We start from the raw sequence: 23,265 nt of genomic DNA on the forward strand, positions 1-23,265 counted from the left end.
CAAAACTCAAAACTCAAAACTCAAAACTCAAAACTCAAAACTCAAAACTCAAAACTCAAAACTCAAAACTCAAAACGCCATCCCTACAAGCTCAACCCTAATTCAGCCAACAGCACCACAAGGCGATCCAAATTTTGCCGGACGGCATCGGCTGACGTTTGTAACTCCGCCTGCTCCTGCGAGGTCAACTCTAGTTCCAACACACTCTCAATTCCCTGAAAGCCAAGGCGACAGGGCACCCCAAGGAAAATATCCTCTAGTCCGTATTGTCCTTGCAGGTAAGCGGCAACGGGCAATATGCGCGGCTGGTTGAAAATAATTGACTCGACCATCACCGCAACCGCTGAGGCAGGAGCATAGTAGGCACCGCCTGTTTTCAGCAGTTCGACTACTTCTGCACCGCCATTGCGGGTACGGTTAACAATCCGAGCGATCGCGGTTTCATCTAAAAACCGATCAATCGGGATACCATTCACCGTGGAATAGCGCGGCAATGGCACCATCAAATCCCCATGACTACCCAACACCATCGCATTAATATCATTAATCGATACGCCCAATTCCATCGCGATAAACGTCTGAAATCGGGAAGAATCCAGCACTCCCGCCATGCCCATAACTTTGTGAGTCGGCAAGCCGCTTGCTTTCCAGGCAACGTAAGTCATCACATCCAGCGGATTAGTGACGACCAGCACGATCGCATTCGGCGAGTGTTCGATGACTTGACGAGTGACATCCAACACGATTTTGCCGTTGGTCAGCAGCAGGTCATCCCGGCTCATCCCAGGACGACGCGGCAATCCGGCAGTAATCACCACTACATCCGCATGGGCTGTATCTTTAAAGTTATTGGTGCCCATAATCTGGCGATCGTGATGTTCCACGCCCCGCGCTTCCATCAAATCCAGCGCCACCCCCTGCGGACGACCTTCCACCACATCCAGCAGCACCACATCGGCAATATTTTTTTCAGCCAGCCGTTGCGCCAAGGTTGCACCCACGTTGCCAGCCCCAATCACCGCCACACGAGCCGTGGAACTGGGAACTTGAGACGGACGGAGAGCCATCCCGTAAAGATGAGAATCTGGATGATCAGAACTGGGAGTCATGGCGTTGAAATGCAGTCAATAAAAGAACTCAGCAAGATTTGAAAAGATCCTGAGCTTAAATTATGCTGCACGAAACCGCCAAAGTTGACGATCGCCAGATTTTGATGCCCTTTTCACCTAATTTCTCAACGTTTCTTTAAAAAACCTGGCTAAGATCTAAAGAATATATAGCTGATGAGCGATATGGATATTCGTGCAGAAAAACCAGAAGATGTGAACGCGATTCATCAAGTCAATCGGGAGGCATTTGGGCGAGAGAATGAAGCGGTTTTGGTGGATCAATTGCGGGGTATTGCGTCTACGGTTTCATTGGTTGCGGTCTACTCTGAGCAAATTGTCGGACATCTATTTTTTAGTCCCGTAACGATCGCCGGACACTGTTCTAGCGATTTATTGATCCTTGGATTGGCACCCGTTGCCGTTCTGCCTCATTATCAAAAGCAAGGAATCGGATCTTTATTAATCCAACAGGGTTTAAAGACCTGTCACCAGTTCGGTTGTGATGCAGTGGTAGTGCTGGGCGATCCAAAGTATTATTCGCGGTTTGGGTTTGTGTCTGCCAGCACTCAAGGCTTGAGATGTGAGTATGATGTACCCGATGAAGCGTTTATGGTGTTGGAGTTGAGCGGTGCAGCCTTGCAAGAGTGTAGTGGAACTGTGCAATATCGATCAGAGTTTAAAGTGTGCGAGTAGCGATCGCTAAATAACAACCTTAATGAGTATTCTATGAGTGTTAATGTGCATTTTTTGCCCGATGATGTGACGATTGAAGCGACAGTGGGCGAACCCTTGCTAGAAGTTGCCAGCCGCGCTGGAGTAACGATTCCCACTGGATGCTTAATGGGTTCCTGTCATGCCTGTGAAGTGGAGCTAGACGATGGGCGCAGCATTTGCAGTTGCATTAGCAGCGTTCCTCTAGGGCGATCGCACGTCACCATCACCCTATTTTCTGATCCAACTTGGTGAGTATGCGATCCCTTAAACATCCGAATCTTAATGGGTTCCAGGAGTTTATCTTTCAAAGCGGGTAGCGAGAATCGAACTCGCAACTAAAGCTTGGGAAGCTTTCATTTTGCCACTAAACTATACCCGCAGAAAAGAAGGCTTTGAATGAACGAGAGTATATATTAACCCATAACTTTCATGAGTATTCATGTTCAACGAAAGTCAAGCTTGGGCGAATAACCAAGCAACTCGAACGATCGCATCATCCAGAATGACCCACCCTTCTACTCAGCCTTGGCACGGAACGCTGCACCTCAACTTTGCCCGACAGGGAAATGCCACCCGCCTCATATCCGAGCAGGTAAAAGCGCCTCTCAAGGTACAGCGACCGTTTTATCCAGAAGGCGAAACCGTGTGTCATGGCGTGATTTTGCATACAGCCGGTGGCATTGTGGGCGGCGATCGCCTGTCCCTCGACATCCACCTGCAACCTCAAGCACAAGCCCTGATTACCACTGCTGCCGCTGCTAAACTTTATCGCTCCACTGAATTAGAAGCCCAACAAAGCGTCCAGATTCAGATTGCAGAAGGCGCTTGCTTGGAATGGCTACCCCAAGAAACCATTGTGTTTGACCAGGCAATTTACCGTCAGGATATGCGAATTGATTTAGCGCCCGGTGCCTGTTGGCTGGGGTGGGATATGACCCGTTTTGGACGCACGGCGCGAAACGAAAAGTTTGTTAAAGGAAACTGGCGATCGCACACCGAAGTTTGGCAAGCCGATCGCCCGTTGTGGATCGATCGCCAATGGCTTCCGGGGAGTGAGGAAGCTTTCCATAGTCCTCATGGATTAGCGGGATGCCCCATTGTCGGCAGTTTTGCTTTTGTGGGGCAGCCCGTAGATCCTGAACTGGTCGAAAAAGCGCGATCGCTCTGGCAAGGCACCTCCGGCGAAGTTGGCGTAACCCGTTTGCTGTGTGGGCTACTGTGTCGTTATCGCGGCAGTTCTACAATGGAAGCACGCCAATGGTTAATGGCAGTCTGGCAACTGGTGCGATTAACCCATCTCCAGCGCTCTGCTTGCACTCCCCGCGTTTGGCAACTCTAGCTTAGGTGTTGACATGAACCGTACTTTTGTGATCGCTCTTCCCTACGAAAAAATTACTAAGTTTTGCCAACAAAACGCGATCGCCAAGCTATCCTTATTTGGCTCCATTTTGCGGGATGACTTCAATGCTGAGAGTGATGTAGATATGCTGGTTGAATTTATTCCAGGCAACATTCCAGGCAACAAAATCACCTATTTTGATCTAGCAGGCATGGAAATCGAGTTGACAGAAATTGTAGGTCAAAAAGTAGACTTGCGAACTTCAGGAGAACTCAGCCGCTACTTTCGACAAAGCGTGATTGACTCAGCGCAGACTATTTATGTTCATAGATGATGACACACGGACGGCACATGCGAGATGCGGCAAAAGATGCACTCTCATTTATTCAAAATAAAACTCGGAACGCCCTTGATACTGATCGGATGCTAACGTTATCCCTGGTAAAGTGTATTGAAATTATTGGAGAAGCCGCATCTCGAATTACAAAAGAGCGTCAAGCTGAATTGCCAAAAATTTTCTGGTCAAAAATTATTGGGATGAGAAATCGCCTGATTCATGCCTACTTTGATATAGAACTAGATATTGTTTGGGATACCGTTACTCAAGCGCTTCCTCCCTTGCTTGATCAGCTTGAGATTATTATTGGACGTGAGGAATAGAACGCACTATGCAATTGACTCCGCAAGAAAAAGATAAACTGCTGATTTTTACGGCTGCACTGCTGGCAGAACGGCGCAAAGCGCGAGGCGTAAAGCTCAACTATCCTGAAGCGATCGCTTACATTACCGCCGCGATTCTTGAAGGGGCACGGGATGGGCGCACCGTATCGGATTTGATGAACTATGGCACTACCTTACTAACTCAAGCCGATGTCATGGACGGCATTGCCAGTATGATTCACGATGTCCAAGTGGAAGCGACTTTTCCTGATGGCACCAAGCTCGTCACCGTGCATAATCCTATTCGGTAAGCGCTCCTATGTTGAAAAGCGATCGCTTGCTATTGCTATCCTGTGATCTAGAACATTTGGACTGGCTAGAAACCAATCCCAGTCAACTAGAGCAACATTTGGGCATCTCAATTCCTGCTAATTGGACAGAGTTTCCTGAAGTGATTCCCTACTCCTACAACGCATTGAAATTAGATCCGTCGCTAGCAGGTTGGTGGACTTATTTGTTCATTCACGCCGCCGACAAAGTTTTGATTGGGTTTGGTGGATTTAAGGGCAAGCCAAACGATGCAGGCATGGTGGAGATTGGCTATGAAATTATCCCTTCCTACCAAAACCAAGGGCTGGCAACCGAAACGGCTCTCACGCTAATTGATCATGCCTTGACCCATCCCTTTGTTAAAGTCATTCAAGCCCACACTTTGGCAGCGCCCAATGCTTCCACACGAGTGCTAGAAAAAGTTGGCATGAAACAAGTAGAAGCTTTTCATGACCCTGATGATGGGGATGTGTGGCGCTGGCAATTAAACCGAAACGATGATTAATAAGGAGTGACCCATGATTCCAGGTGAACTGTTGATTGAAGATGGCGAGATTGAATTGAATGCGGGACGAGCCACCGTTACGCTGATGGTGGCAAATACGGGCGATCGCCCCATTCAAATTGGCTCCCACTTCCATTTTTATGAAGTGAACGAAGCCTTACAGTGCGATCGCGATCAGGCATTTGGGATGCGCCTTGATATTCCCGCTGGAACCGCCGTTCGCTTTGAACCGGGCGATGAAAAAGAAGTAACCCTAGTTGCCCTAGCAGGCACTCGCGAAGTCTATGGTTTGAACAATAAAGTGGATGGTCATTTAGACGGCAAGGTGAAGAAGGAAAAAGGGAAAAAGAAAAAGTAGAACTGAACCCATGAATCCTAATTCAAGAAAAATGGATTGCTGCGTTCGGTCTAATACAGAAATGTTCTGAGTCCACTTTTATAGCTAAAGATGGAAACTATTTGTCAGGGCATTGAGGTTAAGAGCGATCGCAAAGTAGAAATCACCTTGCCTGATACTATTAAGCCGGGATTGGTTGAGATGGTCGTTACAGTACAACCAATGTCACGAACTCAAATTGAAGCAGCACCTCCATCCAGCAACCTGTTTGGCTTTTTGCCCCAACGCATTGATCCACTTCTTCAACGACAGTTAAGAGATGAATGGAACAGATAGGCGTTATCTACTCGATACCAACATCTTTATCTACTATTTCAATGGTGACCAATCGTTCAACCAATCGTAGAAGACATTCTTGCAGGGAATAATATTTATAAGGATGTATCGTTTATATGATTTCTTACCCTCTGGCAATGGCTACAAAATCCGCCTGTTGCTAACCCAGCTTGGCATCCCCTTTGAGCGAATTGAGGTCAATATTCTCCAAGGTGAAAGCCGATCGCTAGAATTCCTTGCGAAAAATCCCAGCGGTCGCATTCCAGTGTTGGAAATTGAATCGAGCGTGTTTTTATCCGAATCCAATGCGGTGTTGCTGTATCTCAGTGAGGGCACCCCTTTTTTGCCGACTGACCATTTGCAGCGCACCCGCCTTTATGAATGGCTGTTCTGGGAGCAGAACATTCATGAACCCGCGATCGCCTCTTCTCGTTTCTGGATTCAGCATCTTAACGTCGCAGCAGACCGCAAGGACGAGCTACAACGGCGGCACCGACTTGGAAATGAGGCGCTTGCTTTAATGGAAAAGCACTTGTCAACACAGCGATTTTTAGTCGGCGATTGCTATACGATTGCCGATATCGCCCTCTTTGCCTACACCCATGTTGCGGATGAGGGCGGCTTTAAACTTTCTCAGTTTCGCGCCATCCAAGCCTGGATAGAGCGTATAAAAGCCCAACCCAACCACATCCCCATTACCTATTCTAATTTTCAATCGTTCCCACCGCCCACCAAATAAATGCCGCTAAAAATAAAGGATGCACCTTTGAATTGGAGTGAGAAAACAGAACGCTGAAATGAAAGCACCCAACCGCGATCGCAGCAGATGCAGATATATTTAGCGAGTTTGGCAATTTTTCAGAAGATGCTCAGATTGTATATTCCCAGTTTGGCGTGTTACCCCTGACCGCCGCACAAGTTTTTGCTAATTGATGGTAACTTTCTAAGGGTTTGGCGGGGTTGATGGGGTTGGTGTAGGCGAGATAGAAGGCGCTGCTTTAGGTTGACTCAGGTGTTGATAGCTCAGGCGGGAGATTTTCTGAACTAAGTCGTAGGCGGCATCATCGTTGAAACCTCGCTTGACGAAAACGGCTGTTGCATACCGTTTGCCGTTGGGCATATCAATCAGCCCCACATCCCCCACTAACGTCCCAATGTCACCTGTTTTATGGGCGATGGTTGCCCCTTCTCCCAATCCTTGAGGGAGTTGGCTATTGTTGATGGTACGGCGCATGATATCGAGCATTCGATCGCGCGATCGCAACGATACTAAATCACCTTGGCTGACTCTCACCATCAAACTGGCTAACTCTTTAGGGCTTGAGGTATTCGTTCCTTGTAAATCGGGCAGTGGTTTATTTAAGGCGGTAGTAGAAAGTCCCCACGATTTGAACCGTTGATTGAGCGATGACATTCCACCTAGGCGCGTAATCAACATATTGGTAGCGGTATTGTCGCTGATGGTAATCATTCGGGTGGCAGTGTCTAGAGCCGTAAATTGACTGCCCACGGGCAAATACTGGAGATCGCCCGATCCTCCACCCACCATCTCCTGCCGCATGACCAGCTTTTCATCTAACCGGATTTTCCCCTTATCTAAATCTTGAAAAAATGCAATTAGAACTGGCACTTTGATCATACTGGCGGCTGAAAAACTAGCTGCTCCGCTTAGATCCAGGTAATCATTACTATCCAAATCAACCAGAAAAACGCCAGGTTTGAACTTAGGATTTTGTTGGAGCAAGGTTTGTAGCCCCGCTTTCAGCGGCATCATTTCCTGGGCAAGTTTTACTTCAGACAAGGGAGCAGATGGGCTTTCTTGAATACTGGGTGCCGTAGACTGTTTGATTGTTTGTAGACCCGCCGTAAAGGGCGCATTTGTGGGGTTCCAGGCAGATAAGACGGTTCCAGCCAGCACGCCAACACCCACGCTTAAAATGAGCATTCGTGCTGCATAGAGGGCGATCGCCATACTACGCGATCGGGGTGTGAAATCGACGGGTTCTGATTTTCGTCGCTGTTTTCGGGCGCGCGCGCCGCCCTGACTGTCTTTCCGCCCTTGCAACAGGGTTGATTGTTGCAACACGGTTTGTTGCTGTTTTTTTTCCTGTAAGAGTGTTGGATTATTTCCCTGAAGTTGGGTATCAAATCCTTGGGTCAATCCGCTATTTTGAGAGGGCTGCCTGCTAGAATCAAAGGCTCGAATTGGGTTTGTGCTGCTTGTTGTGTCATTGCTTGTATAGAGGCTGCGGTTACGGTGCAACTCGGTTGAATCGGGTGCCAGAGATCGCTGGTTTTTGCGATCGCTGGCAATCGTGCGTCGTTGAGATGCCGATAATTTGCTGTTTCCATAGGATGTTGACGGATTGAAGGCAGATATTTCAAACGAGGAGGGCGATCGCTTCAGGGCTTTCCCATCTGTTTGTTGCCGTTTCTCTCTAACGCTTTCGGATCTCCGTCTAGACCGCCGACCCAATAACCACCCAAACGGCTTAAAGCTAGCCTTTTTAGGCTTAACGGAACTCACATCGCCCCGTTGATTACTATCTTTTTGGTTGGAGGATATAGATCCAGCGCGATCAAATGAACTGGATGGCAGTAGCTCGTCCATCCAGGGAGGCTGAGCGGAGTCGCGTGCAGGTTTTTGGGCAGGAGTAGATGACTGCTGCCGATTGAACAGTCTAAACCCAGTCCTACGTCGCTTTTTTGATGACGCTCCCAACTCTGGCATTTTCATCCTCCATCACCAGTTCATGGCAAACGTTAGCAGAATTGTCGGCAACTGTCGAGCTAATATGTTCTGTGGTTCTAGCTTCCACAATTTGCTTAACAAAATCATGCCAAATTCCGAAAGCTGACAGCGAGAATTTGAACTACTCTACTGCGACCTAATCCCGATAACGGTTTGAGAGTAAGCATCTTAGCTTGCATCAAGAGCTTTGATAAAGGATCTTTTCTAGCTTAAGCTTAGTTTTAATCCCCTACTGATGGCGTTACTTTGTATTGCATACTGTAAAGAAACGCGATCGCACACCACACATTTATGGTTAGCCAATTCTTGGGAAAACTGCGTTCTTTTTGGCGCAGTACGCTGATTTCTGTTTTGTTTGCCTCTATGCTAATTACGGTAATCGGCTGGTTTGGATTCGTCAATCTAGCCACTGCTTATCCGTCTTCTCCGACTAAGGTGATTGCTATGGCTGGTAGTTTATTCTCGTTTTCTGGTAGTCGTCCTACTAATTTGGGGTTAACGGATGGCAAGTTGGCAGCTTGTCCCAGTTCTCCAAATTGTGTGAGCAGCCAAAGCCAAGATGATGATCATCGGATCGAGCCGCTGCGCTATGAAGGAACTCCCACACAAGCGATCGCCCAACTAAAAACAACGATTGAATCTTTGCCCCGCACTAAAATTATTCAGACTACAGATACTTATCTCTATGCTGAGTTTACTAGCGCCCTCATGGGCTTTGTGGATGATGTGGAGTTTTATGTCAATCCTGCTGAGTCAGTGATTGAGGTGCGATCGGCATCGCGATTAGGCGAATCAGATTTGGGCGTAAATCGTCAGCGGATCGAAGCAATTCGCAGCGCGATCGAGGGATTAGCCTAAAGAAATTCATTCTGTTAATTCCATCAAGCTTTTGAAGCAAAGCTACCTTTGCCGCGCAGTAAGTCTAGAAAAGTGAACACCGCTGGTGAATGCAACCCGTTAGGCAGGATGGCTGCCCCAATAATTCGTTCTAGGGGAATAGGTAGCGATCGCACCTGAATTCCACTGGGAATCGGCAGCGCTGCGAAGCGGGGCAAAACAGCGGCTCCTAGACCTTGGGAAACCATGCTGACAATTGTGGAATCTTCCTTGATTTCGTGGGCAACTTTGAAGGATTGCTGCCATTGAATCCAGTGATCTCGCACCACAGACGTGCATTCTGCATAGTTATAGAGAATAAAAGAATAGTGGGCGAGATCTTGCCAGGTTAACTGCTGCGGAAACGGTTTGGCAGATGGCGGCAATAGCACGACAAATTCATCACGGGCAATTTCCCAGGTTTCCAGGTCATCGGACGATCTCGGTAGCGGCACTAAGCCAATATCCACCCGTCCTTCCCGTAGCGCCAGTTCTACTCCCGTGGGATCATCTTCCGTTAACGAGACTTTGACATGGGGAAAACGCTGACAAAACTGAGCAATCAGCGGCGGCAGTAGATGAGTAGCGGCACTGCGAAACGAAGCGATGCGAATTCGTCCACCGCTGAGGTTTTTCTCTAAATCAATTTCGTGGTCAATGCGATCGCGCAACTGCAAAATTTGGTGAGCATGAACCAGAATGCGCTCGCCCACAGGTGTAAGCCGTGCCCCAAACCGACCCCGCACCAGCAACGATACGCCTAGTTCGTCTTCGAGTGACGCGATCGCTCGACTCACTGCCGATTGAGAAATCTCTAGCTGAAGGGCAGCTTCAGAAAAACTGTGATTCTCCGCCACGGTTGCCAAAATTTGCAGGTGCAAAATAGTTATCGACTGCATCTATTCGTTTTCTGCATAGATGTAACTCGCGAAAGGCTTTGTTTATGTCTAATTACTCAGGCTAGGCTAAATTCACAACTGTTAAGTTATTTGAATCTACTAAGAAGCAGAGGAGAACCAACATGAGTGAGATAAGTTCCACTATCTGGATGGCTTTGTCTGTTTAACCCAACCGATTCACAACTTGCACTGATTAGACTTGCACTGATTAGACTTGAGACCTAGCGATATGTTTGAATTGATACCCTACCAAAAATTCCGCGATACGCCCAAGGTTCGTTTTTTTGACATTACCATTTCCAACTCCAACGCCCGTGATTTGGTATTTCATGACGGTCCAGCAGTAAGTCCACATAGTGCTTCAGAGGGTAGCTGGCAGTTCTACCTGCACCCAAAACAAGAAGATAATTTGTTGGCACTGTCCGGCGGACGCACCTTTTACCTCGTGAATTTTGACTGGGAATATCCATTTCACATCGTCCGATTGGAGTCGGGCGGCGATATTCTTCGCATTCCTCCTGGCACTTTCCATCGCTCCGTTTCTGATCAGGATGGCTCGTTGGTGCTGAACCAAGCACTTCGTAAAGCTGAAGCAAAAGTTGAGAAGGAGTTTCGAGTTTATAACAGCGCTGAGATTCCTCGATTGCAATGGGTCACGTCTAAAAGTGCGCCACCTCCGAAACTACATGGATTTGATCGGGCTGAGCTAAGAGCCGCTTGACTGCTATGGGGAGAAGTAGAGAAAACCCGATTCCTTTGCTTAAGATTTTGGGTTAGAACCTCGATAGATGCGATCGGCTTGTTCAGGGGGTAGCCAAGTAATATCACCGGGTGCCTTTTTGGGGCTACCGTTTGTGTGCCCATTACTGGGAGTTGTGCTGTGATGCAAGGGGTTGCTATGAGCGGCGATCGCGGGTGAGGAACTAACTTCTGGGGCAGCATTCGATTGATAAGGCAAATCGCAAGCAATCGGAGGAGCTTGGGTAGAAAGATAGTGCCCTGGTTGAGAAGGCTCAATTTGGCTTTGAGGCGGAATATAAGTATGAGTGGTTGGGTCATATGCCAACACTTCGCCCGTTTCGATCAGATAAACCCAGCCGTAAATCTGAAGCTTGTTCTGATACATTCGCGATCGCACCACTGGATAGGTTTTTAGATTCTCGATTTGGGTTAGAACATTTTCGGCGATCGCAATTTCCAACATTTCATCTTTGGAATAGCCCTGATAGTTCTCCTTGACAAGGCGGCGAGTTGCTTCTGCGTGTTTTAGCCAATCGTAAACCAACGGCATTTCTTCTTGAAGTGAACCGAGTTGCAGCAACCCTTTCATCGCGCCACAGTGAGAATGACCGCAAACCACAATATCGGTGATCCCCAAAGCGTGAATGGCATATTCTACCGCTGCGCCTTCTCCACCATTCGCCGCCCCAAACGGTGGAATAATGTTGCCAGCATTGCGAATCACAAACAGATCGCCGGGTTCTGTTTGCATAATGAGACTAGGAACAATCCGCGAATCAGAGCAAGTAATAAAGAGAACTTTGGGGTTTTGTCCATGGGTAAGTTCTTCAAATCGCTCTTGATAAGCGGAAAAGAATTCTGATTTAAACTCGTGTAGACCTTGGATCAAATTTTTCATCGGGTGGTTCCTGTGGGGCGGAGAAATATAGTAAGCCGTCAAATAAATTCTCCGGAAGAAGTCTTAGTCGCTTCGTTCTACTTAGATAGCCTTTAAAATTTTCCTTGATTTTGGTCGAGATAACTGAATTGATCCGATAAATAATTGATCCGATAAATAGATTTTTTGTAGATATTTTAGATGGGATTTTATCCCATGGCTTTATAAATCTTGACAAAATTACTGGGAAAACTCGAGGAAATTTAATTGCCTCAAATACTTGCTGGAAGACAGTTTTGTAAATGTCATCAGCAGTTATCCAGAATTTATTTCGTTAAACACGGAATAATTGCAACTTGACTAACAAAGTTTAGGTATTTTCTCTACCCCTTTCTTTGAAACAGAAGGACTAGCTTTGTTTTAGGTTTTGCTTCTCAAAAACACTGAAATTGTCAAGTAGGTAATTCACAGTTTTGGGTTGATGAGGCAAATGATGATCAATTCAGTTCATTCAATCTGTTTACTAGGAAAAGGATACACCGTTATGAATCTGAAAACGTTGTCTGTTTTGACTATTGGAGCCATGCTAGCGACCGTTACTGCCAGTGCCGTAACTGCGAAGCCGATGCCTGCCGACCAATTCCATTGGAGTAGCGCTGTTGCCAATGACAGTTTTCTTTACAACGGCAAAAGGTATTCCTTTACAAGTGAAAAAGCAGGGCAAGCATTTGCTTTTGCTGGCGACTGCAAGAGTAAAGATAAGGAAATGCCAGTCCGAGTGCGGGGATTTTTGAATTCTTTGGGCAAAGAAGATTGGAGCAAGGCTGAAGTTCTGTGTGGCAGGTTAAGCATGGGCGGCGATACACCTATTGCCTATAATCCGGGGGGCGAAATTAAGGTTTTTGGTCCGATCTACATGACCAAGAAGAATAATGTATTGGCGGCTTGTAAACCTCATAGCAAGAGTGGCAACCGAGTTTGGAGTAATTGTGGCGTGATTGTGCCGAACGATCGCACTTCTACGGTGTTGGTAGGCGACGGCAAAAATGCAGGCAAGGTAATGGAAACCGCAAATTTGGGTTCTGGAATTGAAACCGTCAAACCAATCCTCAATCCTGAAGTGGAAGTAATACGCGAGAAAATTTTCCGCGATCGCGTGGATTCGGGTTATTACAACAAATAATCGGCTGTTGTTGTGATTCTTAAATGATCAGTATCTAAAAAACGCTCCAGAGACCAAGCGTTATGGACAAAGCGGAAGGGCAACCCTTCTCAAAGCTCCATAACGCTTTTACGTTGTTTATATCGAAAGGTTTTATGAACGTCCTTGAATGTAGTCTGCCACCAAGTTACGAAGGTCTTGGATGCTGGCAGTCAGGGTATGAATGCTCTCTTGATTGAGTTCTCCTTGCCGGGTGTTTGCCTCAATCTGTCGGGTGTTTGCCTCGATCTGTCGAGCATTGGCTGCCTGTTGCTCATTGATTCTCTCCAGGGTTTTATTAATACGGCTGAACTCGTTGTCATGTCGCACACTAGCTGTTGCGAGTTCAAGTATGATGGACTCAATGCGATCGAGTCGGCTGCCGTTTTCATGATTCTGGGTCATTACTTTACCTCCTCAAATGGCTTTCAATGAATCATAAACGCTATGCTCAGGACTTTTTTAATGCTCAAGGTTTAAAAATGTCCTCGTTTCCTAGCTAGGTGCAGCGGTATCATGACTAAAGTGCTGCATCGTCATTGGCAAAAATTATCATCGCTTCATAAGTAGCATAGAAAAGTAATCTTTATATAAATCCCATGAGCGGAGAGTTAAATCCAACGGGGCGGTATGTAAGAGTGCCCATGGAACGGCGTGTAGGAGCGTTTGCGATCGACTTTGGTGCGGCGGCACTGCCCAGTTTTCTGTTGGGAAGCAGCCTTTATATTCCAGTGTTCATTCTTTTGTGGGCAGTGTTGCGGGTGTTTTTAGTCGTGCAAAACCGAGGACAGAGCTTGGGGCGATGGGCAATGGACATGAAGGTGGTGAATCCCCGATTTCGGGTGATTCCAGGTTTAGTGGACTTAAGCAAGCGGGAAGCACTCACGGGGTTTGGCAGTTTACTGATCGTGATTGGACTTGCTACTCTTAGCCCAACGAATGGTTTTTTGTTGGTCGCTCCAATTCCTTTATTGGTCGATTGTAGTTTTGCGTTTACGGATACGAATAATCGACAGGCGTTTCACGATCGCGTTGCCCATACGATTATTGTTCAAAGCGGTCGTGGCTATTCTTTGGATATTAAAATTAAACAGATATTTGCCGAAGCTAAGCGTCGTGTGAAATAATAGATGCTCGTGTCAAAATTTTGTTTCAATCGCTGAGTTGTTAGGATTATGGCTAAAGGTAAGGACGTACGAATTATTATTACGCTGGAATGTACCGAGTGTCGCACTAATCCGGATAAGCGTTCTCCGGGCGTATCTCGCTACACCACCAAGAAAAACCGCCGCAACACCACCGCTCGGTTAGAACTCAAGAAATTTTGCCCGAACTGCAATCGGCATACGGTACACAAAGAAATTAAGTAGCAGAATTGGCTATTGAATGGGCGATCGCTCATTTAATACCCTTATATTTCTGCCCCAATTGACCCTGATCCTTTCTAATTAACTATTTGCACCCATGACCTACCTTCGCCGCCGCGTTTCTCCAATCAAGCCTGAAGACCCAATTGATTATAAAGATGTCGATCTTTTGCGGAAGTTCATCACCGAACGGGGAAAGATTTTACCTCGTCGGATTACGGGATTAACCGCTAAACAACAGCGTAATCTGACTGAAGCCATTAAACGAGCGCGGATTGTAGCGCTGCTTCCCTTCATTAATGCCGAAGGTTAAAGTTGCTTAAGGTGAATTGCTGCTTTCTAAAGGAGCGCGATCGCTGTATATTTCGTTTACGGTAGACTGTGTGGGTTTTTGTCTTTTGAAGGCTCAAATCCTGACAGTCATTTTTTCTGGCTATTATTTTCTCCGTTTGACTCATGATACGGCTGAGCATTATTACTTTCTGCAACTTGCTTTTTAACTGATGGAGAAGGGAACCCTTATAGAATTTCGGGTTAACAGCGATCGCCGTCTTGCTGTGATCGAGCGTCCGGAAGGGAAAAAACACTGGATTGCGATCGATGAACGTGCCCAGTCTCATACGCTCCATCCTCGCCAAATTGAGTATGAAGTGAGTGGAGAAACCTATAAGCCATCCAGCATTCCAGCTTTTCTAAAGCAGGTTGAGCCTTACTTAGATTTGTCTAATTTAGAAGTTGCTTGGGAACTGCTAGTTGAGGATCGGGAAACGATTAATCCGGCAGAAATGTCGCTGCTGCTGTTTTCCGAGCAGAGTCCAATGCTTTGCTATGCTGCCCATTGGCTATTGTCGGAAGATAAGCTGTATTTCAAATCGAAAGGCGATCGCTACGAACCGCGACCTAAACCACAGGTGGCAGAATTAAAGCACCAGATTGAAATGGAGTCACAGCGCCAGCAAGAATTGCAGGGTTATTTTACCCGATTGCAGCAAGCGCTTGACCATCAATCAGTAGAGTGGCAAAGCAGCGATCGCCTGCGGTTGGAAGCATTGGAACGCTATGCCACTTTAGGCGATGAAGCCACCCAGCGCACGTCTGCTCTAGAAACCTTGATACACTTAAATCGATCCGAAAATCCACAGGCAGCCTTTCAACTCTTAGTGGATTTGGAACTGTGGAATTCCCACGAAAATCTGTTTCTGCGCCGGAGTCAAGTTCCCATTCATTTTCCGCAAAAGGTTTTGGAAGTGGCGCACGATCGCTTAAATTCTCCTCTAGATGATGCCCATTGCGATCGCCTCGATCTGACTCACCTCAAGGTCTATACCATTGATGACGAAAGCACCCAGGAAATTGACGACGGCTTGAGTTTGGAATATTTGCCCGAAGGACACCAGCGCATTTGGATTCATATTGCCGATCCGACCCGCTGGCTTACGCCCGGCGATGAACTGGATCTAGAAGCCCGTCGCCGCAGCACCACGGTCTATCTACCCACGGGCATGATTCCCATGTTTCCATCAGAGTTGGCAACGGGACCGATGAGTTTGGTGCAAGGGCAGGTGTGTAACGCCCTCAGCTTTGGCGTAGTTTTAGATGAGCATGGGGCAATTCAAAATTACAGCATTCATCCTAGCCAGATTAAAACAACCTATCGTCTCACCTATGAAGATGTGGATGAAATGCTGGAGTTGGGCGGCGTACAGGAGGAATCGGAGCTAGAGGCGATCGCCACTTGGGCAAAACAGCGACAAACCTGGCGGCAGTCTCAAGGCGCAATCAGCATTCATATGCCAGAATCTTCGATCAAAGTGAGAGAAGGTGAAATCAGCATCAACGTTCTGCAAGACTCGATCGCCCGCCAATTAGTCGCCGAAATGATGATCCTGGCAGGAGAAACTGCCGCCCGTTATAGTCAAACCCATAGCCTGCCGATTCCCTTTCGGCATCAACCCCAGCCCGAACTGCCCCCTGAGCAGGAGTTAATGCAGCTACCTGCTGGACCTGTACGATTTTGTGCGATTCGCCGCTGTATGCCCCGGAGTGAAATGAGCATTACCCCGGCGCGTCATGCCAGTTTAGGGCTGGAAACCTATACCCAGGTGACTTCGCCCATTCGGCGCTACACGGATCTGCTGACCCACTTTCAGCTAAAAGCTCACTTGCGCGGGGAGCCGCTGCCCTTTTCCGCAGAACAGGTGCAAGACATAACTATGACTCTAAGCAGCACGTTGTATGAAGCGGTTACGGTCGAGCGGCAAACGAATCGCTATTGGGGCTTAGAATTTTTGCGGCGATCGCCCGACGAAGTGTGGCAAGCTTTGATGCTGCGCTGGCTGCGGGAACACGAAAACTTGGGATTAGTATTGCTGGAAGATTTGGGATTGGAAATGGCGATGCGGTTTACGCGATCGATTGAACCCGGCGATCATCTGCAACTGCGCGTTAGCCATGCTGATCCTCATCACGACACGATCAACTTTGAGGAAGTGGTGATGTGATACGGTTTTGAATTTTGAGTTTTGAGTTCTAAGCCAAAAAAGCACTGCCGTTTTCAAAAAATCATTTATCGCGTTTCAATTTTAAACTGGTATGAGTCAGCAAGTCAGCGAATTGGAGTATGCCGCTAAACTTGAGCAGGCGATCGCGGTGCTAAAGCAGGATTTGCCAACGCTGTTTGCTCAAGATATTTCCTATGACATTTACAGTCAGGATATTTTCTTTCGCGATCCAGTCAATACGTTTCAAGGCAAGTTCAATTACCGCATTATTTTCTGGACACTCCGCTTTCACGGACGGCTGTTTTTCACAGAATTATATTTTGATGTTCATCACGTTTTCCCGGCTAGTGAAAACACAATTCGGGCAGAATGGACGGTTCGGGGAACCTTGCGCCTGCCCTGGAAACCCAAGCTCCTATTCAACGGCTACTCTATCTACACCTTGAATGCGGGCGCGTTAATTGATCACCATATTGACACCTGGGATCGATCGCCCCAAGAGATTTTGGCTCAGTTTTGGCAGAAGGGCTGATTTTATACAGGATGATAATAAAACGCTGCACCCAAGATGGCGTAGGTTGCCAACAGCAACATTCCTTCCAGCCAGTTCGATCGCCCATCCAAACTGATCAAGTTGGCAGTAATCACCGCGATCGCGATCGCCACCACCTCAAACAGGTTGAAATTCAGATCCATGGGCTGTCCAATCACCTGCCCCACAATCACCAGCAACGGTGCCACCAGCAGCGCCACCAGCAAACTCGACCCCATCGCCACAGAAACCGACAAATCCATATTATTTTTCAAGGCACAGCGTACGGCAGTCACATATTCGGCAGCACCGCCCACCAATGGCAGCAAAATCACCCCCGTAAACAGAGGAGTCAGCCCCAATCCGGCTGTTGCTTCTTCTACGGCACCCACAAAAATTTCTGAAATAAACGCAACTCCAATCGTAGCAACCAGCAAAACGCCCATCCACAGCCACAAATTAGGTTTTTCGTGCCCGTGTTCGTCTCCTGAACCTTCTCCTTCCAACTCCACCACGCCCACTTCATAGAGGTAGCTGTGGGTTTTTAAAGAAAACAGTAGGGTAAAGGCGTAAACCGCAATCATTACAGCCGCTACAAACAGAGAGAGTCCGGTAATAGAACTCGGCTCCACTACGTTTGAGGTGGAAATTACCATTGCGGGCAAAGTAATTGCAATCACTGCCAACGTCATCGTGGAGCCATTCATTCGCGCAACCACGGGCTTAAACTCCTGCTCTTTATAGCGCAGTCCGCCTAGAAACATAGACAACCCCATCACCAGCAGCAAGTTGCTGACAATCGTTCCGGTAATACTGGCTTTGACGATATCTACCAAGCCTGCTCTGAGGGCAACTAGAGCAATGATTAATTCCGTAGCATTGCCAAACACAGCGTTTAGCAAACCACCGATAGTTGGACCTAGCGTCACCGCCAACTCTTCGGTCGCAGTGCTGAGCCAAATTGCCAAAGGCACGATCGCCACAGCCGACAAACCAAACACCAGCAGAGCATCCCATTCCAACTTTTCAGCCGCGATCGCGATCGGGATAAAGATGAGTAAGCCGAGAGAAATCAGATTTTTTACAGACATAAGCGCAGGATCAGGGTTTAGGAACTAGATTAGACTCTATAAAAAAACAAAGCGATCGCGCCTTAAGAGAGCGATCGCTACATCAAAAACCCGATCCAAAACTACAGTTTCACATCAGGCTGAACTGGAGCCAATGCGGCGGCTCTTTCAAACGCGGGTTTCTTCACGCCCGCTAGCACGGATTGCAGCATCGGCGTTTTTGTCACAGATTGAGTCGCCAAGGTAAACAATGGATTTGCCAAAACTCCGGCAAGAGAAGTAGCTACCAACGTCAACACTAATCCAACCTGTAATGGGCGCATCCCTGGAATATTCCAGCGAATTTCAGGGTAGTTTTTCACTGATTCAGACATTTCCTGCGGCTCTTTCACCACCATCGCCTTGACTACACGAATGTAGTAGTAAATCGAAACGACGCTGGTGACTAAGCCGAGAATGACCAGACCATAAGCACCTGATTGCCAGCCAGCCCAGAATAGATAAATTTTTCCAAAAAAGCCCACTAACGGTGGAATGCCGCCTAAAGACAAGAGACAAATACTCAGGGAAAGCGTTAGCAACGGATCTTTTTGGTATAACCCGCCGTATTCGCTGATCTGGTCGGTGCCCGTTCGCAAAGAGAACAAAATTACGCCAATGAATGCGCCTAGGTTCATAAACAAATACGCCATCAGGTAAAACACCATGCTGGCATAGCCATCTTCCGTGCCCACCACTAGCCCAATCATGACGAATCCCGCCTGACCGATGGAAGAATAGGCAAGCAGTCGCTTCATGCTGGTTTGCGCGAGGGCGACTACGTTCCCCAAAATCATGCTCAATACTGCCAAAGCAGTTAGCACAAACTGCCATTGGTCAGTCAACAGCGGAAAGGCAGTCACTAGGAGGCGAATTGCTAGGGCGAATCCGGCAGTTTTTGAGCCAACCGAGAGGAACGCGACTACTGGAGTGGGAGAGCCTTCATAGACATCGGGAGTCCATTGGTGAAATGGCACGGCGGCAATTTTGAAGGCAATCCCGGCAATTACAAACACGAGGGCAATCACCATGCCGATCGATTCGCCCAAGCCTGCGGCTTCAATTTGCGTGGCGATCGCGCCCAGATTAGTTTCTCCACCCGACAATCCATAGAGTAAAGAACTGCCATACAGAAAAATTGCGGTGCTAGATGCGCCAATCAACAAATATTTCAGCGCCGCTTCATTGGAGCGTGGATCGCGCTTTGTATAGCCTGTGAGCAGGTAAGACGAGATACTCAAGGTTTCGAGTGAAACGAAAATCATCACCAATTCGCTTGACCCAGAAAGAAACATCCCGCCCACGGTTGCGGTTAGCAAAATGGTGATGAATTCTGCTAGAGCCGTTCCTGATTGCGCCACATAGCGAACTGACATCAAAATGGTAACGGCGGCGGATAGGGCAATAATTCCGCGAAAAACTACGCTCAGGGCATCGCCATTAAAGCTGCCCAAGAACGAAATGGGGTTGGTAATATCCCACTGAAAGTAAAGAGCGCCAACCGCAGACAGCAATCCAGCGATCGCAACATAAGGAGTCCATTGAGCGGAAGCGGTTCGTCCCACAATCAAATCGCCAACGATTACCACTAGCAATGTGATGATGACAATTAGCTCAGGGAGAATCACTCCGGTATTCAGTTGAGCAGCGAGACTGGCAAAATCCATGGGGCGGTGTCCGAGCTAAGAATTTACAAACGAATACTTTACAAAACAAATATGACTTACTTTAACAGCCTAATAAAGTTCAGACTGCATCCGTCATTTGTGGCTTACAGTGGATTTTACCCTGTCAGGTTCCTAGTGGACTGTTTATCAGGTTTCGGTTTACTTGTCACTTCCATTCACCGCGCTCTATAGATAGTTCCTTTCATTACAAAATAGTTGAAAAACTTGATGATTCGCGATCGCGCTTTTGACAACTGCCCTTAAAGCATTACTATCAGGGAATGCGACCGACCCAAAATACCCGTTAAACATCTTGGAAAATAGCAAATACTCAGAGCGGTCACTGATTATTAGCTAGTAAGTGAAAGGAAAGAAGCGCTAACCTGTATGGTTATAAGCCCTTGCCTCATTCGTTGGAGTGTATGACTCTCCTGATCTATTGATTAAAAAGCCCATGTCAACCCTGGTTATTGTTGAATCTCCAACTAAAGCTCGCACCATCCGCAACTACCTGCCTGCTGGCTATCGGGTAGAGGCATCCATGGGGCACGTGCGCGATTTGCCCCAATCTGCAAGCGAAATTCCCGCTAGCGTCAAAGGGGAAAAATGGGCACAGTTGGGTGTAAATGTGGAGTCTAACTTCGAGCCGCTGTACGTCGTTCCTCAAGACAAAAAGAAAATTGTCAAGGAACTCAAAGACGCACTTAAAAATGTGGACGAGTTGATTTTGGCAACAGACGAAGACCGAGAGGGAGAAAGCATTAGCTGGCATTTGTTGCAATTGCTCCAGCCAAAAGTGCCGATCAAGCGGATGGTGTTTCATGAGATCACCCAAGAAGCAATTCAGGAAGCGATTCAAAATTGTCGCGAGGTAGATGAACGGCTAGTGAGAGCGCAAGAAACCCGCCGCATCTTGGATCGGTTAGTGGGCTACACGTTGTCGCCGTTGCTGTGGAAAAAAATTGCCTTTGGGCTGTCGGCAGGGCGAGTTCAATCGGTGGCGGTGCGGCTGCTGGTTCGGCGAGAACGGCAGCGTAGGGCTTTTCGCAAAGGAGCCTATTGGGATTTGAAGGCGATCCTAGAAGCCAATGGCGCAACTCCAGCGGCAAAAGGAACGTTTGAATCGCGGCTGGTTAGCTTGAATGGGGTCAAGGTTGCGACGGGCAGCGATTTTGATGAAGCCACCGGGCAAATTATTCAAGGACGCACGGTTGTATTGCTGAATCAGACTGAAGCAACTTCTCTGCTGGATCGGATTCGCGATCGCCCTTGGATGGTGACCAATTTGGAAGAGCGCCCGGTGACTCGCAAACCCTCGCCGCCGTTTACTACTTCGACGTTGCAGCAGGAAGCAAACCGTAAGCTCGGCTTGTCAGCACGAGACACGATGCGAACTGCCCAAAGCCTGTATGAGCAGGGCTACATCACCTATATGCGGACAGACTCGGTGAGCTTGTCGAAGCAGGCGATCGCGGCGGCTCGTGATTGCGTTCAAGAAAAATATGGCACCGAATACCTCAGCCCAGAACCGCGCCAATATTCCACCAAATCGAAAGGTGCCCAAGAAGCCCACGAAGCGATTCGTCCGGCTGGCAGCAGCTTCCGCACCCCCCAGCAAACCGGATTAAAAGACCGAGAATTTCGCCTCTATGACCTGATCTGGAAGCGCACGGTTGCGTCTCAAATGGCAGAAGCGCGGCAAACTAACATCACCATGCAAATTCAAGTCGAGGATGCTGGTTTTCGATCTAGCGGCAAGCGGATCGATTTTCCTGGCTTCTTCCGCGCCTATGTGGAAGGTTCGGATGATCCCGATGCGGCGATCGAAGGACAAGAAGTGATTTTGCCTAACCTGCAAGTGGGCGATTCTCCTGCCTGCACGGATTTAGAAGCAATCAGCCACGAAACCCAACCGCCTGCCCGGTTTACAGAAGCCTCCTTAGTGAAAACCTTGGAAAGTGAAGGCATTGGTCGCCCCAGCACCTACGCCAGCATTATTGGCACCATCATCGATCGCGGCTATGCCCAAATGGTCGGTAATGCTTTAGTACCAACATTCACAGCTTTTGCAGTCACTACTTTATTAGAAAAACACTTTCCCGATCTGGTCGATCCCAGCTTCACGGCTCGGATGGAGCGCACCTTAGATGACATTTCCACTGGCGAAGTGCAATGGTTGCCCTACCTGAAAGAGTTTTATGGCGGCAAAGACGGGCTGGAAACCCAGGTAAAAGAGCGAGAAAGCCAAATTGACCCTACCGAAGCCCGGACTGTAGTCCTAGAGAATTTAGACGCGAAAGTCCGCATCGGTCGCTATGGTGCGTTCATTGAGGTTGACCGAGAAGAAGGTTCCGTTAAAGCATCCATTCCCAAAGATCTGACACCCTCCGACCTCGACCCAGAGCAGGTAGAAACGCTGCTGCGGCAGAAAACCGAAGGTCCCGAAAAAATCGGCTTGCATCCCGAAACGGGCGAACCGATTTACGCTCTGATTGGTGCTTACGGTCCCTATGTGCAGTTGGGCGACGTGAGCGATGACAACCCAAAACCCAAACGAGCCTCTCTGCCAAAGGGCGTTACTACCGAAACCGTGACGCTCGAATCTGCCGTGGGCTTGCTTTCCTTGCCCCGCTTATTGGGTACTCATCCTGAAACCGGTGGCAAACTTCAAGCCGGATTAGGACGCTTTGGTCCTTACATTGTTTATGACCAGGGCAAAGACGGCAAGGATTATCGATCGCTGAAAGCCGGGGATGACGTGTTAACCGTTGATCTGGAACGCGCCCTAGCATTAATTGCAGAGCCGAAAGGTGGACGAGGAAAACGAGCCGCTGCCAAACCGATTCGGGAGTTGGGTGCCCATCCGGTTGATGGGGAACCCGTCAATATCTACGATGGTCCCTACGGTCCTTATATCAAACATGGGAAGGTGAATGCGTCGTTGCCTGAAGGACAAACCGTGGAAGCGATCACCATGGATATTGCCGTAGAAGCGCTGAATGCCAAAGCAGGCACCAAAAAAACAGGCGCTAAAAAAACGACAAACACGGCAAAAACGACGCGATCGAGTAAAACAACAGAAGGAAAATCCGCAGCCAAAACTACAGCGAAAACAACGAAGACTACCACAGCAAAATCCACCGCAGCAAAGTCTAAGGCAAAATCCACCACAGCAAAATCTAAGACAAAATCGACCACGATTCAATCAACCGCTACAAAGCCTGAAGTTGAAGAAGTCACTCCAGAACCATCCCCTGATGGACTCGCAAAGGTAGCCGCTACCAAACAAGCAGGCACAGCCAAAACAGCCGCAAAACGTACCCCTGCAAAGCGCACCACTGCGACTGCTTAAGGACTGTTGATCGAGATTTTTGTGAGTTTAGATGGATCAACCGCTCCATTTTTGCGTATTG

General features: G+C 48.0%; 27 protein-coding genes and 1 tRNA gene. 20 read left to right on the forward strand and 8 right to left on the reverse strand.

Annotated elements, in window-relative coordinates:
* Positions 1-83 precede the first annotated feature (83 nt).
* A complete protein-coding gene (mdh, locus tag AB3R30_RS21115) occupies positions 84-1,109 on the reverse strand; it encodes a malate dehydrogenase (protein WP_458651183.1) in 1,026 nt (341 codons plus the stop codon).
* Positions 1,110-1,292: 183 nt separating this feature from the next.
* On the opposite strand from mdh, the gene AB3R30_RS21120 reads away from it, so the two are divergent.
* On the forward strand, positions 1,293-1,802 hold the full coding sequence (locus AB3R30_RS21120; RefSeq protein ID WP_458651184.1) for a GNAT family N-acetyltransferase: 510 nt from the start codon (positions 1,293-1,295) through the stop codon (positions 1,800-1,802).
* 33 nt (positions 1,803-1,835) lie between these two features.
* Positions 1,836-2,075, forward strand: coding sequence for a 2Fe-2S iron-sulfur cluster-binding protein (locus tag AB3R30_RS21125; protein ID WP_458651185.1), 240 nt, complete (start codon positions 1,836-1,838; stop codon positions 2,073-2,075).
* A gap of 56 nt (positions 2,076-2,131) precedes the next feature.
* On the opposite strand, the gene AB3R30_RS21130 is transcribed toward AB3R30_RS21125, so the two are convergent.
* Positions 2,132-2,202: transfer RNA gene (locus AB3R30_RS21130), tRNA-Gly, on the reverse strand.
* 60 nt (positions 2,203-2,262) lie between these two features.
* On the opposite strand from AB3R30_RS21130, the gene AB3R30_RS21135 reads away from it, so the two are divergent.
* The 8 genes from AB3R30_RS21135 to AB3R30_RS21170 all read left to right on the forward strand — a co-directional run bounded on the left by AB3R30_RS21135 (position 2,263) and on the right by AB3R30_RS21170 (position 6,069).
* A complete protein-coding gene (locus tag AB3R30_RS21135; protein WP_458651186.1) occupies positions 2,263-3,162 on the forward strand; it encodes an urease accessory protein UreD in 900 nt (299 codons plus the stop codon).
* Positions 3,163-3,175: 13 nt separating this feature from the next.
* Positions 3,176-3,496: a nucleotidyltransferase family protein gene (locus tag AB3R30_RS21140; RefSeq protein ID WP_458651187.1), complete on the forward strand. Its 321-nt coding sequence runs from the start codon at positions 3,176-3,178 to the stop codon at positions 3,494-3,496.
* Complete coding sequence (locus AB3R30_RS21145; RefSeq protein WP_458651188.1) at positions 3,493-3,822, forward strand: HepT-like ribonuclease domain-containing protein; 330 nt, start codon at positions 3,493-3,495, stop codon at positions 3,820-3,822. The genes AB3R30_RS21140 and AB3R30_RS21145 overlap by 4 nt, the downstream gene beginning before the upstream one ends.
* An 8-nt stretch (positions 3,823-3,830) precedes the next feature.
* On the forward strand, positions 3,831-4,133 hold the full coding sequence (ureA, locus tag AB3R30_RS21150; RefSeq protein WP_458651189.1) for an urease subunit gamma: 303 nt from the start codon (positions 3,831-3,833) through the stop codon (positions 4,131-4,133).
* A gap of 8 nt (positions 4,134-4,141) precedes the next feature.
* The gene (locus AB3R30_RS21155) at positions 4,142-4,657 is read left to right on the forward strand and encodes a GNAT family N-acetyltransferase (protein ID WP_458651190.1); all 516 of its coding nucleotides are present in this window, start codon (positions 4,142-4,144) and stop codon (positions 4,655-4,657) included.
* A gap of 13 nt (positions 4,658-4,670) precedes the next feature.
* Entirely contained in the window at positions 4,671-5,015 is a 345-nt protein-coding gene (locus AB3R30_RS21160) for an urease subunit beta (RefSeq protein WP_458651191.1), read from the forward strand.
* Positions 5,016-5,105: 90 nt separating this feature from the next.
* Positions 5,106-5,330 (forward strand): hypothetical protein, encoded by a 225-nt coding sequence (locus AB3R30_RS21165; RefSeq protein WP_458651192.1) that lies wholly within the window; start codon positions 5,106-5,108, stop codon positions 5,328-5,330.
* A gap of 103 nt (positions 5,331-5,433) precedes the next feature.
* Entirely contained in the window at positions 5,434-6,069 is a 636-nt protein-coding gene (locus AB3R30_RS21170; protein ID WP_458651193.1) for a glutathione S-transferase family protein, read from the forward strand.
* A gap of 204 nt (positions 6,070-6,273) precedes the next feature.
* On the opposite strand, the gene AB3R30_RS21175 is transcribed toward AB3R30_RS21170, so the two are convergent.
* Positions 6,274-8,067: a serine hydrolase gene (locus tag AB3R30_RS21175; protein WP_458651194.1), complete on the reverse strand. Its 1,794-nt coding sequence runs from the start codon at positions 8,065-8,067 to the stop codon at positions 6,274-6,276.
* Positions 8,068-8,373: 306 nt separating this feature from the next.
* Between AB3R30_RS21175 and AB3R30_RS21180 the strand changes: the two genes are divergently transcribed.
* Complete coding sequence (locus tag AB3R30_RS21180) at positions 8,374-8,940, forward strand: DUF1499 domain-containing protein (RefSeq protein ID WP_458651195.1); 567 nt, start codon at positions 8,374-8,376, stop codon at positions 8,938-8,940.
* 23 nt (positions 8,941-8,963) lie between these two features.
* Here AB3R30_RS21180 and AB3R30_RS21185 read toward each other — a convergent pair whose 3' ends face one another.
* The gene (locus tag AB3R30_RS21185) at positions 8,964-9,857 is read right to left on the reverse strand and encodes a LysR family transcriptional regulator (RefSeq protein WP_458651196.1); all 894 of its coding nucleotides are present in this window, start codon (positions 9,855-9,857) and stop codon (positions 8,964-8,966) included.
* Between the two features lie 229 nt (positions 9,858-10,086).
* Between AB3R30_RS21185 and AB3R30_RS21190 the strand changes: the two genes are divergently transcribed.
* Entirely contained in the window at positions 10,087-10,578 is a 492-nt protein-coding gene (locus tag AB3R30_RS21190) for a redox protein (protein WP_458651197.1), read from the forward strand.
* Between the two features lie 39 nt (positions 10,579-10,617).
* On the opposite strand, the gene AB3R30_RS21195 is transcribed toward AB3R30_RS21190, so the two are convergent.
* Entirely contained in the window at positions 10,618-11,496 is an 879-nt protein-coding gene (locus tag AB3R30_RS21195) for a carbonic anhydrase (protein WP_458651198.1), read from the reverse strand.
* Positions 11,497-12,019: 523 nt separating this feature from the next.
* Here AB3R30_RS21195 and AB3R30_RS21200 point away from each other — a divergent pair.
* Positions 12,020-12,658 (forward strand): hypothetical protein, encoded by a 639-nt coding sequence (locus AB3R30_RS21200; protein ID WP_458651199.1) that lies wholly within the window; start codon positions 12,020-12,022, stop codon positions 12,656-12,658.
* A gap of 132 nt (positions 12,659-12,790) precedes the next feature.
* Here AB3R30_RS21200 and AB3R30_RS21205 read toward each other — a convergent pair whose 3' ends face one another.
* Positions 12,791-13,081 carry a hypothetical protein gene (locus tag AB3R30_RS21205; RefSeq protein ID WP_458651200.1) on the reverse strand — a complete coding sequence of 97 codons (291 nt, stop codon included), beginning with the start codon at positions 13,079-13,081 and terminating at the stop codon, positions 12,791-12,793.
* A 194-nt stretch (positions 13,082-13,275) separates the two neighbouring features.
* Between AB3R30_RS21205 and AB3R30_RS21210 the strand changes: the two genes are divergently transcribed.
* From AB3R30_RS21210 to AB3R30_RS21235, 6 genes are all read left to right on the forward strand, one after another.
* Positions 13,276-13,803, forward strand: a complete 528-nt coding sequence (locus AB3R30_RS21210; protein WP_458651201.1) for an RDD family protein — start codon at positions 13,276-13,278, stop codon at positions 13,801-13,803.
* A gap of 48 nt (positions 13,804-13,851) precedes the next feature.
* Positions 13,852-14,046 (forward strand): 50S ribosomal protein L33, encoded by a 195-nt coding sequence (rpmG, locus tag AB3R30_RS21215; protein ID WP_458651202.1) that lies wholly within the window; start codon positions 13,852-13,854, stop codon positions 14,044-14,046.
* 94 nt (positions 14,047-14,140) lie between these two features.
* On the forward strand, positions 14,141-14,356 hold the full coding sequence (rpsR, locus tag AB3R30_RS21220; protein ID WP_171573157.1) for a 30S ribosomal protein S18: 216 nt from the start codon (positions 14,141-14,143) through the stop codon (positions 14,354-14,356).
* Positions 14,357-14,372: 16 nt separating this feature from the next.
* The gene (locus AB3R30_RS21225; RefSeq protein WP_458651203.1) at positions 14,373-14,543 is read left to right on the forward strand and encodes a hypothetical protein; all 171 of its coding nucleotides are present in this window, start codon (positions 14,373-14,375) and stop codon (positions 14,541-14,543) included.
* Positions 14,544-14,546: 3 nt separating this feature from the next.
* Positions 14,547-16,544, forward strand: coding sequence for a ribonuclease catalytic domain-containing protein (locus AB3R30_RS21230; protein ID WP_458651204.1), 1,998 nt, complete (start codon positions 14,547-14,549; stop codon positions 16,542-16,544).
* Positions 16,545-16,635: 91 nt separating this feature from the next.
* Complete coding sequence (locus AB3R30_RS21235; protein WP_458651205.1) at positions 16,636-17,076, forward strand: DUF2358 domain-containing protein; 441 nt, start codon at positions 16,636-16,638, stop codon at positions 17,074-17,076.
* Positions 17,077-17,078: 2 nt separating this feature from the next.
* Here AB3R30_RS21235 and cax read toward each other — a convergent pair whose 3' ends face one another.
* Positions 17,079-18,167, reverse strand: coding sequence for a calcium/proton exchanger (gene cax / locus AB3R30_RS21240; protein WP_458651206.1), 1,089 nt, complete (start codon positions 18,165-18,167; stop codon positions 17,079-17,081).
* Between the two features lie 101 nt (positions 18,168-18,268).
* A complete protein-coding gene (locus tag AB3R30_RS21245; protein ID WP_458651207.1) occupies positions 18,269-19,852 on the reverse strand; it encodes an NAD(P)H-quinone oxidoreductase subunit N in 1,584 nt (527 codons plus the stop codon).
* A 454-nt stretch (positions 19,853-20,306) separates the two neighbouring features.
* Between AB3R30_RS21245 and topA the strand changes: the two genes are divergently transcribed.
* Positions 20,307-23,204 (forward strand): type I DNA topoisomerase, encoded by a 2,898-nt coding sequence (gene topA / locus AB3R30_RS21250; RefSeq protein ID WP_458651208.1) that lies wholly within the window; start codon positions 20,307-20,309, stop codon positions 23,202-23,204.
* Positions 23,205-23,265 lie beyond the last annotated feature (61 nt).

The sequence above is a fragment of the Sivoneniella epilithica UHCC 1019 genome (assembly GCF_040830845.1).
In the GTDB taxonomy this organism is placed as follows: Bacteria; Cyanobacteriota; Cyanobacteriia; order Leptolyngbyales; family Leptolyngbyaceae; genus ULC077BIN1.